At 70.2% G+C, this 14,239-nt stretch carries 11 protein-coding genes and 1 pseudogene; 6 read left to right on the top strand and 6 right to left on the bottom strand.

Features of this window, described 5'->3' with window-relative positions; translation table 11 throughout:
- Position 1: 1 nt before the first annotated feature.
- The 3 genes from ACWIGU_RS00795 to ACWIGU_RS00785 are packed head-to-tail and all read left to right on the top strand — an operon-like array spanning position 2 to position 4,544.
- Positions 2 to 940, top strand: a complete 939-nt coding sequence (locus ACWIGU_RS00795) for a fumarylacetoacetate hydrolase family protein (protein ID WP_454396041.1) — start codon at positions 2 to 4, stop codon at positions 938 to 940.
- Positions 941 to 960: 20 nt separating this feature from the next.
- The gene (mhpA, locus tag ACWIGU_RS00790) at positions 961 to 2,577 is read left to right on the top strand and encodes a bifunctional 3-(3-hydroxy-phenyl)propionate/3-hydroxycinnamic acid hydroxylase MhpA (RefSeq protein ID WP_454396039.1); all 1,617 of its coding nucleotides are present in this window, start codon (positions 961 to 963) and stop codon (positions 2,575 to 2,577) included.
- Positions 2,574 to 4,544 (top strand): acetoacetate--CoA ligase, encoded by a 1,971-nt coding sequence (locus ACWIGU_RS00785; protein WP_454396037.1) that lies wholly within the window; start codon positions 2,574 to 2,576, stop codon positions 4,542 to 4,544. The genes mhpA and ACWIGU_RS00785 overlap by 4 nt, the downstream gene beginning before the upstream one ends.
- Before the next feature lie 424 nt (positions 4,545 to 4,968).
- On the opposite strand, the gene ACWIGU_RS00780 is transcribed toward ACWIGU_RS00785, so the two are convergent.
- From ACWIGU_RS00780 to ACWIGU_RS00765, 4 genes are all read right to left on the bottom strand, one after another.
- Positions 4,969 to 5,484, bottom strand: coding sequence for a GNAT family N-acetyltransferase (locus ACWIGU_RS00780; protein ID WP_454396035.1), 516 nt, complete (start codon positions 5,482 to 5,484; stop codon positions 4,969 to 4,971).
- Positions 5,485 to 5,582: 98 nt separating this feature from the next.
- Positions 5,583 to 6,188 carry a hypothetical protein gene (locus tag ACWIGU_RS00775; RefSeq protein WP_454396033.1) on the bottom strand — a complete coding sequence of 202 codons (606 nt, stop codon included), beginning with the start codon at positions 6,186 to 6,188 and terminating at the stop codon, positions 5,583 to 5,585.
- Entirely contained in the window at positions 6,179 to 8,158 is a 1,980-nt protein-coding gene (locus tag ACWIGU_RS00770) for a primary-amine oxidase (protein WP_454396032.1), read from the bottom strand. The genes ACWIGU_RS00775 and ACWIGU_RS00770 overlap by 10 nt, the downstream gene beginning before the upstream one ends.
- Positions 8,159 to 8,228: 70 nt before the next feature.
- Complete coding sequence (locus ACWIGU_RS00765) at positions 8,229 to 9,680, bottom strand: APC family permease (protein ID WP_454396030.1); 1,452 nt, start codon at positions 9,678 to 9,680, stop codon at positions 8,229 to 8,231.
- A 280-nt stretch (positions 9,681 to 9,960) separates the two neighbouring features.
- Between ACWIGU_RS00765 and ACWIGU_RS00760 the strand changes: the two genes are divergently transcribed.
- Positions 9,961 to 11,562, top strand: coding sequence for an APC family permease (locus ACWIGU_RS00760; RefSeq protein ID WP_454396028.1), 1,602 nt, complete (start codon positions 9,961 to 9,963; stop codon positions 11,560 to 11,562).
- Positions 11,559 to 12,320 (top strand): IclR family transcriptional regulator, encoded by a 762-nt coding sequence (locus ACWIGU_RS00755; RefSeq protein WP_454396026.1) that lies wholly within the window; start codon positions 11,559 to 11,561, stop codon positions 12,318 to 12,320. Before ACWIGU_RS00760 ends, ACWIGU_RS00755 begins: the two co-directional genes overlap by 4 nt.
- Positions 12,321 to 12,360: 40 nt before the next feature.
- Here ACWIGU_RS00755 and ACWIGU_RS00750 read toward each other — a convergent pair whose 3' ends face one another.
- Positions 12,361 to 12,768 (bottom strand): DUF6281 family protein, encoded by a 408-nt coding sequence (locus tag ACWIGU_RS00750; RefSeq protein ID WP_454396024.1) that lies wholly within the window; start codon positions 12,766 to 12,768, stop codon positions 12,361 to 12,363.
- Positions 12,769 to 13,001: 233 nt separating this feature from the next.
- Positions 13,002 to 13,226: a hypothetical protein gene (locus tag ACWIGU_RS00745; protein ID WP_454397295.1), complete on the bottom strand. Its 225-nt coding sequence runs from the start codon at positions 13,224 to 13,226 to the stop codon at positions 13,002 to 13,004.
- Here ACWIGU_RS00745 and ACWIGU_RS00740 point away from each other — a divergent pair.
- A pseudogene (locus ACWIGU_RS00740) lies at positions 13,122 to 14,131 on the top strand (integrase core domain-containing protein). The gene ACWIGU_RS00745 and the pseudogene ACWIGU_RS00740 sit on opposite strands and share 105 nt — an antisense overlap.
- Positions 14,132 to 14,239 lie beyond the last annotated feature (108 nt).

The following is a 14,239-nucleotide window of genomic DNA, read 5'->3' as shown; positions in this document are numbered from 1 at the left end:
CATGAGTACGAACATCCTGCGCACCGCCGACGGCTGGTGGGTGGTCCGCGACGCAGGTGCCGTCCGCATCGAGACCAAGGCGGACACCACCGCCGACCTCCTCGCCGACCGCGCCGCCGTGCACGAGGCCGCCGCCTCCGAGGATGCCGGTACACCGGTCGCGGAACTGGACCCGGTCTCCCCGGTCACCACGCCCTGCCGGGTGGTCGCCCAGATGGTCAACTACCGCAGCCACGCACGCGATTCGGGGTTCACCGGAGAGTTCCCGCCCGCCTTCTTCCGCAAGGCGTCCGGCTCCGTCAGCGGTCCGCGGGACACCATCGTCCGTCCCGCCCACGTGAAACTCCTCGACTACGAGGTCGAACTCGGCCTGGTCATGGGCGCGCCGCTGCCCGTCGGCACCGTCGTCGAGGAACGGGACCTGCCGACGTACGTGGCCGGACTCGTGCTCACCAATGACGTCAGCGCCCGCGACATCCAGCTGACCCGGACCCAGTTCTACGAGAGCAAGTCCTACCCCACCTTCACGCCCACAGGCCCCCACCTCGTGCTCCTGGAGCCGGAGGACTTCGCCCACTTCCTTGACCTGCGGCTGCGGCTCTCCGTCAACGGCGAGCTGCGCCAGGACCGCACCCTCGCCGACGTGATCGTCCACCCCGCGCAGGCGCTGACCCTCCTGGCCCGCTTCCAGGAGCTCGCCCCCGGTGACCTGCTGCTGACCGGTACGCCCGGCGGCACGGCCCTCAAGGCGCCGCCGAAGGCCGTCAAGAAGATCGCGGCGCTGCTCCCGCCCGCCGTGAAGTGGCAGGCGTTCTTCAAGGGGCAGGCCAAGAACCCGCACTACCTGCACGAGGGCGACCTCGTCACCGCCACGATCGCCACGCCCGACGGGCGCATCGACCTCGGTGAACAGCGCACCCCGGTCGCGTACGCCCACTGATGACAGGGGAGGGAAGTCGCATGACAGCGGAACAGGCCGCGCCGGCCCACATCCCGGTCGTGATCGTCGGTGCCGGTCCGGTGGGCGTCACCGCCGCGCTGCTGCTCGCCCGGCGCGGCGTGCGCAGCGTCATTCTGGAGCGGCACCGGGACGTCTACCCGCTGCCTCGTGCCGTGGCCATGGACGACGAGGTACGCCGCATCCTCCAGGCCGCAGGAGTCGCCGACGCCTTCGCTGGCCTCGCCCGTCCGGGCCGGGGGCTGCGCCTCCTCGACGCCCGGCATCGGCGTATCGCCGAGTTCCGGCGCTCTCCGGAAGGCCATCACGGTTTCCCGGAGACGAGCATGTTCGACCAGCCGGAACTGGAGCGGGTGTTGCGCGCCGCACTGGCCGAGCGTCCCGAGTCCGAACTGATCGGGGGCGCGGAGGTGACCGCCGTAGAGCAGGACGGTGACGCCTCGGTCCGGGTGACCTACCGCGATGACGAGGGTGACCATGTCCTGCACGCCGACGCCGTTCTCGGATGCGACGGCGCGGGCGGCCTGACGCGCGACGCCATCGGCGCGAGATGGGAGGACCTGGACTTCGAGGAGCGCTGGACCGTCATCGACGTACGGACCAAGGCGGCTGTCCGCTGCTGGGAGGGCGTCGACCAGGTCTGCGACCCGCAGTGGCCCGCCACCTTCATGAGGGTCGGCGAGGACCGCTACCGATGGGAGTTCCGGCTGCCGGACGCCCCGGACGCCCCGGACGGCCCGGACGGTCAAGTCGGCCAAGTCGGCCAAGGCAGGCACCTGGATCGCGCGCGGCTGCTCGCGCTGGTCGCCCCATGGGTGGACCTCGCGAACGCGGTGGACTTCGAGGTGATCCGGCAGGCGCAGTACACGTTCCGCGCCGCCGTCGCCGACCGCTGGTCCCGCGGGCGGATCTTTTTGCTCGGCGACGCGGCTCACCTGACCCCGCCCTTCGTCGGGCAGGGGCTGTGCACAGGGTTGCGCGACGCCCACAACCTGACCTGGAAACTCGCCCGCGTCCTCCAACAAGGCGCCGACGAACGGTTGTTGGGTACATACGAGCGGGAGCGCAAACCGCACGCACGCCATGTCATCCGCCTCGCGGTCGCCACCGGCTGGGCCATGACCGGAGGCCAGGACCGCGCCGCCGCACTGCGCCGGACAGCCGTCTCCGCCCTGTTCCGCATCCCCGGAGCAACGACCCTGGCAGGCCGCAACTTCACCCGCGCCCTGCCCGCCGGTCCGCTCGTGCACCGCAGCCGGCTCGGCGGCACCCCGTGCCCCCAGCCCTGGACGAACACCGACGGCACCCGCGCCCGGCTCGACGCCACCCTCGGCGACTCCTTCGCCGTCGTGACGGCCGCACCCCCCACCCCGACCCTGCGGGCCCTCGCCGAAGGCATCGGCGCCCCGCTCGTCGACGCGCGGACCATCGGCGACGGCGGCACCGTCGCCGCCTGGCTCCGGCGCGGCCACGCGGACGCGGTCCTGCTGCGCCCCGACCGTGTCGTCCTCGACGCCGTCCCCGCAGGCGGGACAGACTTCCCCGGCCGGACGGCCTGGGCACCCCTGCTGTGCACCGCCCGCCCCGCCGACCCCGTACTGAGGAGCAGCGCCCGATGACCACCACCGCCCCGTTCTGGCTCCCCGACCCGCACAGCGCCGAGGACAGCCGCATCGCCGACTTCGCCCGCCGCAACGGCATCGACCCCGCCGACTACGCGGCCCTGCACCGCTGGTCGGTCACGGACCTCGAAGGGTTCTGGGGCGCGGTCTGGGACTACTTCGCCATCGACGCGGCCACGCCCTACGAGCGGGTGCTGGCCGAGGAGAAGATGCCCGGCGCCCGCTGGTTCCCCGGCGCCACCCTCAACTACGCCCACCACGCCCTGCGCCACCTGCGGCCGGACACGCCGGCGATCGTCGCCCTCGACGAGACGGGTGCGAGCCATGAGGTGACGGGCGGACAACTCCGGTTCCAAGTAGCCTCGTTGGCCGCCGCGCTGCGTGACATCGGGGTCCAGGAAGGCGACCGGGTCGTCGGCTACCTCCCCAACACCCCGCACGCCATCGTCGCCTTCCTCGCCACCGCGAGCCTCGGCGCCGTCTGGTCGGTCTGCGGCCAGGACTACGCCCCGAAGGCCGCCGCCGACCGCTTCTCCCAGCTCGAGCCCACCGTCCTGATCGCCGCTGACGGCTACCACTTCAACGGCACCGCGCACGACCGCCGCGCGGCCACCGCCGAGCTGGCCCGAGCGCTGCCGACGTTGAAAGCCACCGTCCTCGTGAACCACATCGGGCTTCCCTGGGACGCCGACCAGCAACCCGGCCCCGTGCTTCCCTGGCCGGATGCGACCGGCCGCACCGAGCAACTCACCTGCACCGACGTACCGTTCGACCATCCGCTGTGGATCGTGTTCTCCTCCGGTACCACCGGCCTGCCCAAGGGCATCGTCCACGGCCACGGCGGCGTCCTCCTGGAGCACCTCAAGACCCTCGGCCTCCAGAGCGACCTCGGCCCTGGCCAGCGCCTCCTCTGGTACACGACGACCCACTGGATGATGTGGAACCTCGTCGCCTCCACCCTCCTGACCGGGGCCACGACCTGCACGTACGACGGCAGTCCCGCACCGCACGCACGCCCCGACATCCTGTGGGACCTCGCCGCCCGGCACGGCGTCACGGTCTTCGGCACGAGCCCCCAATACCTGCTCGGCATGGCCAAGTTCGGCATCAAGCCGAACACGTACGACCTGTCGGCCGTCCGCAGCATCGGCTGCACCGGTTCCACCCTGCCCGCCTCCGCCTACCCCTGGGTGCGCGACCACGTGGGCGCGCACATCCAACTCGCCTCCAGCAGCGGAGGGACCGACGTGGTCTCCGGTTTCGCGGGCGGCGCACCGACGACACCCGTGTGGGCCGGGGAACTCTCCGCGCCCCACCTGGGTGTGGCCCTCGCCGCGTACGACACCGAAGGGAGCCCTGTCGTCGACGAGGTCGGTGAACTGGTCGTCACCCGGCCGATGCCGTCCATGCCGCTCTCCTTCTGGAACGACCCGGACGGCAGCCGGTTCCACGACGCCTACTTCGCCGCGTATCCGGGAGTGTGGCGGCACGGCGACTGGATCACCCTCACCGCCCACGGATCCGTGATCGTCCACGGCCGCTCCGACTCCACCCTCAACCGCAACGGAGTCCGCTTCGGCAGCGCCGACATCCACGACATCGTCGAACAACTCCCGGAGGTCGCCGAGGCGTTGGTCATCGGAGCGGAGGAGCCGGACGGCGGCTACTGGATGCCCCTGTTCGTCGTCCCCGCGCCCGGAGCCACCCTCGACGACGCCCTCCGGGACCGGATCCGCACGGCCGTCCGCGAGGGCGCCTCACCTCGCCACGTCCCCGACGAAATCCTCGAAGTCCCCGCGATCCCGCACACCCGCACCGGCAAGAAGCTGGAGGTCCCCGTGAAACGCCTGCTCCAGGGCGCGCCGGTGGAGGAGGTAGTCAACCCCGGCGCGGTGGACGCCCCCGACGCGATCGACCACTACGCCCGGCTGGGAGCGGAGCGCCGATCCCGACTGCGCGGATGAGCCGCCGCCTGCCCTGGGCGGGTGTGCCAATTCAACGGTTTGGTCGACGAGCTCAGTCGCGCCGCCGACGGCCCCGGCAACGACGTACTGGGCGCGAGCGGCGCGGTGGCATGCCCGTACTTAGTGCGGGCAGCGGATCGGAACCTGCTGCTCGAGGCCGGCCTGCACCGGCGGTTCGAATATCTCATCGACGGTTCTCATGGTGCGCGAGGGGCGCCAGCCTCGCGCGGTGATGGTGTCTGGCATGCGAGCGAATGTGGCGTACGGGGGTGATGTCGAGTGTGGGAGTGAGGAGTGCGTAACCGGATGCCATGTCACGAATCCAACACTCGGGGGGTCTCCGTCAACTCTCCGATACCAACGAAGTGATGCTTCATCTCGCCCCCATGTCCTGCTGCCTTGGGTGAGCTGAATGGGACTCGCCTCATAAGGTCGCATCAACGAATCCCATCCTCCGGTTCATGGCTATGGCGCTCGCGTTCGCCGGGTGAAGGAACGTCTGGACCTTGCTCGCTCCACACTCCTTGGCGAATCCCATCCCGAACGTCTTCATGGCGATCGAAATGCCACGGCCTCGGTGACCGGCTCGTACTCCGGTCATCTCGTTGAATACGAAGTCCCCGTGATTCGACGTTGCCGCCATACCGATCCAGGCCTCGCCATCCAATGCGATCACAACCCCGCGAGGATCGTAGGAAGCGACTGCAAAGCGCCGCTCCGCATACTCGTCGAAGCAGTAGAACTCCCCCCGTTCCGGGATGTCGGCAGAGCACTCCTTGTTCAGCTCGTACAACGCGCGACGATGTTCCGGCGTGTCCCCCAACTCGGCAAGAGTGGTGAGGCGAATACCCTCGACCCGACACCTCGTCACATACTTCTCTAATTGCTGCGCATCAAAGGCGGCGACATCGAGTTCGAGCCTCACCCAGTGATCAGCCATGGTTCCCCTCCAGCCGGCCCAGTCCCACTTTCATCCTGCTCGTTGCCCGAACTCAGGACAAGATCACCGCAACGCCGACGAGCCTTCTGCAGGTCGTTTCAGGCCGTCAGCACCATCACGCCCATCAGCGGCACCATGAGCGGGCCGCCCAGCCGGGCGAGCCGTGCTCCCAGTGGGTCGCGGACTGGTGTACGGGGCGGCAGGGTGCCTGCGAAAAGGGCCGCGCGTGCGGCCGCCCAGGCCAGCGTGACAGCGACGGTGACCGGCACGGCCGCACCGGGAAGGGCGGGATGGCCTGCCGGACCGTCGGGTGTGGATGCCGCCCAGGCGGTCAGGGCGAGCAGCACACCGCAAGCCACCAGGTCGGTGCAGGTGTACCAGCTGACGGTAGCCGGGCGGGTGGTCGGCCGCGTCGACCACACCGCCACCGCGGCCAGCGCCGCCGCGCCCGTCCAGGGCACGACGGCACCGGCGTCCGGCAGGCAGACAGCGGCCATGACGACCCCCATGACGAGGTGTGGCAGCCAGCACCGGCCTGCGCTGCCCCGCCGCCCGGACCACAGTGCGGCCAGTGCGCAGACCGAACCGAGGATCGCCATGACCGCCATCAGCGCGGTGTGCAGCGCTGATCCGTGCAGCGCTGATCCGTGCGCCGCCGAACCGTGACCCGCTGTGCCGTGCACCACCGCGTGCCTCAGTGGCACGCCGACGCCTGCTCATCGCCGTGGCAGTGCCCCCCGCTGCTGCTGCGCGGCACGTCAAGGGTGGGGTTGCGGTCGAAGAAACCGACGGGCTTGAGGGAGAAGCCCGCGTAGTCGACCGGCATGACCGGCCAGTCCTCGGGACGCGGGAAGTGGGTGAGACCGAAGGTGTGCCACAGCACGATGTCCTCGCCCTCGACGCTGCGGTCGGCGGCCGTCCAGGCAGGCAGTCCCGCGCCGCCAGGGTGCTGGTTGACCAGGTCGCCCGCCGGGTAGCGCTCGTCGTCTGCGTGGCGGGTGACCCACAGGTGGCGGGTGGCGAAGGCTGCTCGGGAGGTGACGGACGCCGAGTCGTCGGCGAGCAGTGTCGGCAGTCCTTCGGGGACGAGGGCGTAACCGACGGGCTGCCCGAGCCGGTTGGTCACCTCCGGGTTGACCACGTGCCAGACCCTGCCCCGGCTGCCGTCGGCCTGCCGCTGCGCCGCCTGCTCGCTGCGCAGGCGGGTGACCTGCCGTCCGAAGGCGTTGCCGTGCGGGTTCTTGTCGCTCACGGGCACGCGTACGGCATCGATCTCGTCGACGGCGTTGAACTGCCCGTCGACGGCCATGTCCAGCCGGGCGGAGAAGAGGTGCTGGTGGAAGGGTGCGCCCAGGCCGGGGGCGATCTCGGTCGCGAACTCCCGCCCCTGCTCCGGGTACCCGGACGTGAAGACGACGCCGGTGGCCTTGGACTCGCACTCGATGGTGCCGTCCAGGTAGAGGTACCAGTAGAAGCCGTAGTCGTAGTTCCCGACGGTGGTGAAGAACGAGATCACCAGGCGGCGCTGGCGGCGGGTCTCGTTCGAGCCCGCGAAGAGGTCGGAGTGCTTCCACAGCACGCCGTAGTCCTCCTCGTGCATGCAGATCGCGTTGCGGATGGTCCGCGGCTCGCCGTGCTCGTCGGCGACGACGACGTCCGTGTAGTGGATCTCACCGAGGCAGTCGCAGCCGAGCTCCAGGGAGTTGGTGTAGCGGCCGAAGAGGTATTCGCCCTGGTCGAAGTAGTTCTGCCAGAACCGCACCGGGGACGGATCGGCGTACGGGACGACCATTTCCGCGATCGAGGCACGGTGCACGACGGACCGGTCGCGACCCTTTTCACGGTCGTGGAAACTGATCTGGTGGAGGGTCAGGCCCTCGCGGACGTTGAAGCCGAGCCGCAGAGTCCAGTTCTCCCAGCGGACGACCCCGTCCTCGACGGAGAAGCTGACGCCCTCGGGCTGCGTGATCTCGATGGGCTTGAGGGTGCTGCGGGCCGGTCCGGTGTACGCGGGGTCCTGGAAGTTGCCGGGCTCCTCGGGCACCGGGACCAGCTCGTCGTCGATGACCTGCACGACGGTGCGTGCCGTCAGGTCGACGTACGCGACCAGGCCGTCGACCGGGTGGGCCCAGGGGTGGTCCTGCTCGTGGTCCTGGTGGAATCCGAAGCTGCGGACGATACGGCGGCCTGCCTCGCTCTCGTACCCGTAGTGGCCGGCGGAGAGCGGGACCGCTCGCACGGTCGAGGCATCCAGGCCCCGGCGGGCCAGCGCCTTCCTCCAGGAAGCGTCCGCGTCGAGGATCTCCTGAACGGTCTCGAACTCCTCGTCGAGGATGGGAAGTTGACCGGACGCCGCGGTGTCGATCTTCTCGAAGCGGTCCACGGTGCCGCGCGTGACGGAGACGATCGTGTCGTACGAGGCGCCGTTCGCCCGGTCGAGGAGCAGGATCCGCAGCCGCCGGTCCACCGGGCCGCCGGGGGAGAAGGCGAGCAGCTCGGCCTTGGCCGGCTCCTCGGGCACCGCGGAGACGAAACGCACGCCGTCGCCGAGGTGCCCGGCCGCGTCCAGGACGGCGCGGGCGGCGTGTATCTCGTCGGCGGTGAGCATGGCGAGGGGGTGCGCGGGCGGGGGCACGGTGAGGGCCCCGGTGGCAGCGGTGTCGGTCACGGTCATGGAATGCTCCTGGATCTCTGGATGTGCGGGTGGTCAGGGGTCGGGACGGTGGGGGGAGGACCCCCCGGACTCAGGCGGGGACGGGAACCTCGCCGGTGGGGCGCCGCCGTTCTCGTACGACACCGACCACGAAGGAAGCGGCCGGCACGCCGAGCAGCGCTGCGGCCAGGGTGGTGGAACCGCCGATCAGCAGAGGGAAGTTGAGGACCGTCAGGGTCAGCAGCGCGGCCAGGCCCAGGCCGCCGAGAGCGGGCGCCCAGCGGGTGTGCCAGGGACGGGTGTCGCTTCCCGTGCGGTGGAAGAACACCAGCACCGCGACACACGTGAGCAGCATCAGGACGTCGACGCCCGCGGTGGCCACGCCCGCCATCCACGTGAAGATCTGGGTGATGGGATCCATCCCGGCGAGGGTGAACACGGCGATCAGCGCTGCGGCGCTCGCCGTCTGCACCAGGGACGCCGTGTACGGCGAGTGGTGGCGCGGGTGGGCGCGGCCGAGCCGTGAGGGCAGGGCCTCGCGTTCGGCGAGCGAGTGCAGATAGCGGGCGATGACGTGGTGGAAGGACAGCACGCAGGCGAAGAGGCTCGTCACGAACAGGGCCTGGGCGAGGTGTTCGGCGAACGGCCCGAGGTAGCGGCTCACGGTCGCCATCAGCATGCCCTCGGGGTCGCGGCCGGCGGCTGCCACCGCCTGCTCATCGCCCCACGCGGACACCAGAGCCCAGCTGGAGAGCGTGTAGAAGCCGCCCACGAGCGCGAGGGCCAGATATGTGGCGCGCGGAATGGTCCGGTCGGGGTCGCGGGCCTCGCTGCGGAAGACGGCCGTGGCCTCGAAGCCGATGAACGCGGCGATGGCGAAGGTGACCGCGACGCCCGGCGATCCGGAGGTGAGCTGCGAGGGAGTGACCAGCGCGGTGGACAGACCGTGGTCGCCGCCGGTGGCCACGACGGCTGCGTCCAGCGCGAGGACGATGCCGACCTCTCCGATCAGCAGTGCGCCGAGCACCTTGCCGCTGAGGTCGACATGCCGGTAGCCGAGCACCCCTACCAGGGCGATCATGGCACCGGTCCATACCCACCACGGGATGTGCGGCCCGCCGTAGGACTGGACGAGGCTGTCGAGGGCGACACCGATGTACCCGTACACCGACACCTGGATCGCCGTGTAGGTGACCAGGGCGAGGAACGCGGAGCCGAGTCCGGCGCGCCGGCCGAGGCCCTTGTCGACGTATGCGTAGAACGCTCCGGCCTGGCGCACGTGTCGTGCCATCGCGCAGAAGCCGACCGCGAAGAGCAGCAGCACCACGCAGCAGACGGCGAAAGCGGCCGGATACGCGGGGCCGTTGCCCAGGGCGATGCCCAGGGGGACGGCCCCGCCCACGACGGTCAGCGGTGCGGCGGCCGCCAGGACCATCAGCACGATCGAAGCGGTGCCGAGAGAGCCGCGCAGCCCGGGGCGCGCCGCGATGCTGTTGTCGGTCGCGGCGGCTGCGGGGGGTGGTGGACTCGCCGTACTGCTCACGGTGCCTCCAGGGTGATCGGCGGGAGTTGGCCTGCGCGGCAGTCTCAACGCCTCCGATTGCCGGTCCGTCACACCTCCGTCACGGACCGCGGCATGCCGAACGGGAAGGTCAGACGCAGGTTTTCCCGTTCGGGGAACACACCCTCGCGATCCGTTGATCACATGGCTGAAACATGCCGCCCCTACCCTGCCGGACGGCATCGGCAGCGGCATCGGCATCGGCATCGGCACCAGAGCTTGTCCGAGCGATCCGGGCCGGACAGGATCCAGGAGGACGGCCATGAGCGCCACCAGTACAGCCGCACAGGCCTCGTCGCCCCCGCTGCTGCGCGACAACTCGCCCGTCGCGGGCCTCGACCGGCGCTCTCTCGGGCCGCTGCCCGTGCTCGCCCAGTCCGTCTCGGCCGTCGCCCCGGCCGCCGCGATGGCCACAACGCCCGCCCTCGTGACCGCTCAGGCGGGCACCTCCGCGGTGTGGTCGGTGGCGCTCGCCGCGCTCCTCGCGCTGCTGGTCACCGCGTGCGTACGCACTTTCTCGATCCGGATGGCCGCACCCGGCGCCCTGTACAGCTTCACGGCCAAAGGCCTGGGACCGGCCGCGGCCTTCGCCTGCGGATGCGCCCTGCTGATCGGCTACGGCGTGCTGACGATGGCCGCCCTGACCGGCGCCGGACTGTATGCAGGCCAGCTGTTCGCCCGGCTCGGCCTGACGGCCTGGCCGCCCGAACTGCCGGTCGCGCTCGCACTGTTGGCGGCGGGCGCCGTCACCGCGTACTTCCTCGTACGAGGAGTGCGGTTGTCCGCCGGCCTCGCGCTCTGCCTGGAGGCCGCGTCGATCGTCCTGGCCCTGGCGTTCTTCGCCGTGCTGCTCATACGCCACGGCCTGCATCCCGACATGCGGCAATTGGCGCCGCCCTCATCGAGCCCGGTGGCACTCGGCTCGGTCGTCGCGGGGGCACTGCCCGCGTTCGGCGCGTTCATCGGGTTCGAGAGCGCGACCGTGCTCGGCGCCGAGGCCCGCCGGCCGTTTCTCGTCGTGGGGCGCGCCGTGCGGTGGACCGTCGTGTGCTCCGCCGCCCTGTATCTGCTGGCGACCTACACCCAGGTGCTGGCAGGGGTGGAGGACGGCGTGCTGTCCCCGCTCGACGACTCCGGCCGCCGCGCCGCGATGCGGCTGCCCGTCCTGCTCGACCTGGGCATCGCCATCTCGTTCTTCGCCTGCGCCATGGCCGCGGGCACCGCCCTCGTGCGCCTGCTGTTCTCCATGGGGCGCGAACGCATGACACCGCGCCGACTGGGCAGCACGCACCCCACCCACGGCACCCCGCACATCGCGGTCCTCCTGGTCCTGCCCGTCGTCGTTCTGGTGCCTCTCGGTCTGCTCGCCGCCGGCTTGGAACTGCGCACTGTTTTCGCGCTGATGCTGAACCTGTGCACTTACGGGTTCCTCGCCGCGTACGCCTTGGTGTGCCTGGCCGCACCCGTCTTTCTGCACCGAATAGGCGAGCTCACCCGCGGACCCGTGGCCGTGGCCGCGGTCTGCGTCCCGTCCTTGCTGCTGGTCCTCGGCGCCCACACCCAGCGAAACGTGTCCGCGGGCAATGCGCTGGTGCCGGGCCTCTTCGCCCTACTGATGGGTGCGGGATGGGTCTGGTTCCTGCTGGCCCGCCGACGTGACCCGGAGCGGGTCGGGGCGATCGGTGTGTACGACGAGACGAGCGCGGCCGACGTCCTGCACAGGTCGGGTGACGTCCTCGACGTGCGCGGCCTTGCCGCGTACGCACGGACCGTCGCACGACACCTGCCGGCCGACGCACCACACCCGCCCCCTCATACCGCGAATAGCGGGCCTGCGCCCTCCGACGGCCGGCAGGCACGGTGAGCGGTGACACGATCGCCCTGAGCGGGCGCCAGCCACGCGCCATACGCAGTGCACTGGCCGTGCTGCAGCACGTGGCGGCAACCGGTCCCGGCGTCACCGCCAAAGAGATCTCCGCCGCCCTGCGGCTGGCATCCGCGACGACGTACCGGCTCCTCAATCTCCTGGTCGAGGAGGAATATCTCGTACGGATGCCCGACCTGCGTGGCTTCGCGCTCGGACGCAAGGTCGCCGAGCTCGCACCGCCGCGTCCGGTGCCCGCGGCGCCGGCCGCCGCGCATGCCGTGGTCTCCAGGCTGCGTGACCACGTACGGTTCGGCGTCCATCTCGCCGGATACGCGGACGGCCGCATCGACTTCACCGATCCTGACCCGGATCACCCGCCCACCGATGCCGCCCTCCTCACCCGCCACCCACACGCTTCGGCTCTCGGCAAACTGCTCCTCGCCGACGCACACGCCGTGCCGGCCCAACTGCCCGCGCTGACACGGCACACCATCACCACGCCCGAGGCCCTCGCCGCCGAACTTGTCCGGGTCCGCAGCGACGGCGTCGCCATGCAGCAGTGCGAGCTCGACCCGCACCATGCCTGCCTGGCCGTGCCCGTCCACAGCGAGACCACGGGCCGCCTGGCAGCAGGGCTCGCGGTGTGCGGCACTCCCGACCGGATCGGCGCACTCGCCCGGCCCGGAGAGCCGGGCGCTGCGCTCGTCGACCGGCTACGGGACTGCGCGCGACAGCTCGCGGCATTGGTGATCTGAGGTAGCGAGCCACCTCCGCAGTGGCGCGTCGCACTCGGCGTCAAGAGCTGTTGATCAGTTTCTTGACCTCAGGGGGCAGCGTCTTGTTGGCGTCGACGGCGACAAAGTGGACATCGCTGGGTGCGTCTCCCACCGCGATGGCGATGCCGGGGTCCAGTCCCTCGACCGCATAGGCGGTCGTCAAGGTCGCTGGCGCCCCGTCGTCATCGTCGTTTGGTGTGTCGTCGCACGGCGGAAGGGTTGCAGTACCGAGTTTCTCCCCGACTGAGAAGTCGACGTTGGCCACGTCCGAGTACGTGCGGTTCTTGTACTCGACCAGGAACGCGCAGGACGACGCGGAATCGCCGCCCCCGCTCGACGAGGTGCAGGCGGCGGACACCGCGACGGCAGCTGCCGCCAGCAGTATCCACACGGATCCGCTCTGGCCGACTCGGAATAGGGCTTTCATCGGTACGCCTCCTCTGTGTCCGGCTTCATGACACAGACGGAGTAGATGCCGTTTTCGTTCGGACAGGTGCACGCGAAGACCGGACCGGGCCCGGACGCAGCCCCGGAGCACACCATCACACACATCTGGGCCCAGACCTGGACACCGAGACTGCGGGTGCCGACAAATCATCCGCCCAGGTGAAGGCATTGATGGCCGATCTTGGGCCGTATTCGCCGCCCGCCCCGCTGTCTTCACCTGTACTCGGCAGGACGGCAGGATGGCGTGTCATGCTGCTGCGCCTGGCCTACCTCACCGCGACGGCGACCGTTGCGCTCCTGCGCCTGGTGCCTATGAGTGACCGGGAGAAGGACATCGAAATACTGGCGCTGCGGCACCAGTTGCTGGTCCTGCAGCGCCAGGTCGGCAAGCCCGCGTTCAACGATGCCGACCGCGTCGTCCTCGCTGGCCTGCTCCACCGCCTCCCGGGGGGAGAAGTTGCGGCACGTCCTGCTGCTGGTGCGCCCGGACACGCTCTTGCGCGGGCACCGCAGTCTGTTCAAACGGCGCCACGCCGCGACCTGCGTGCCGAGGCGACGCGGTCGCCCGCCGACCATCCGTTCGATCCGCGCCCTCGTCCTGCCGCATGGCCCGCGAAAACAGCCCGGGGGGGCACCGCCGGATCCATGGTGAACTCGCGGCGCTGGGTATCAAGGTCGCCGCCTCCACCGTTTGGGAGATTCTTCGTGAGCACGGCATCCCTCCCGCCTCGGAGAGGGAAGGCACGTCCTGGGCCGACTTCTTGCGCAGCCAGGCCGACGCGCTGCTGGCCTGCGACTTCTTCGAGGCCCGCACCCTGGCCGGGGCACGGTTGTACGTCTTTGCAGTGATCGAGCACTCCGCCCGGCGTATCCGGGTTCTCGGCGCCACCGCGCACCCCACCGCACAGTGGGTGGTGCAGCTTGGGCGTAACCTCGTTATGGACCTGGAGGATGCGAGGAGCGGGGCCAGGTTCCTGATCCGTGACCGTGACTCGAAGTTCACGCAGGCCTTCGACGGGGTGCTGGCCGACGCCGGGCTGAAGGTCGTCACCAGCGGTATCCGGATGCCGCGGATGAACTCCATCATGGAGCGCTGGATACAAACCTGCCGGCGCGAGCTGCTGGACCGCATGTTGATCTGGAACCACAGCCACCTGCTCCACGCGCTACGCGAGTTCGAGTCCTTCTACAACGGGCACCGGCCACACCGGGCCTTGGATCCGGCCTCCCAGCTCCGCTCACCACCCGAACCGATCATCGAACCAGGGGAGATCGAGAACCTACAGGTCTATCGACGAGAGCGACTCGGCGGAACGCTGCATCAGTACCGACGTGCGGCTTGACCAGGCCGGGATGATTAATCGGCACCCGCACAGTCGCAGCAGCACGGTGGACCATCATGCCGCGTTGATCACCAACCTCACCGACATGCGATCCGGCCGACCGCGATC

The sequence above is a fragment of the Streptomyces sp. NPDC055400 genome (genome assembly GCF_053644375.1).
The sequence above is the reverse complement of the archived record's forward strand: the minus strand, read 5'-3'. Positions and strand labels throughout refer to the sequence as shown.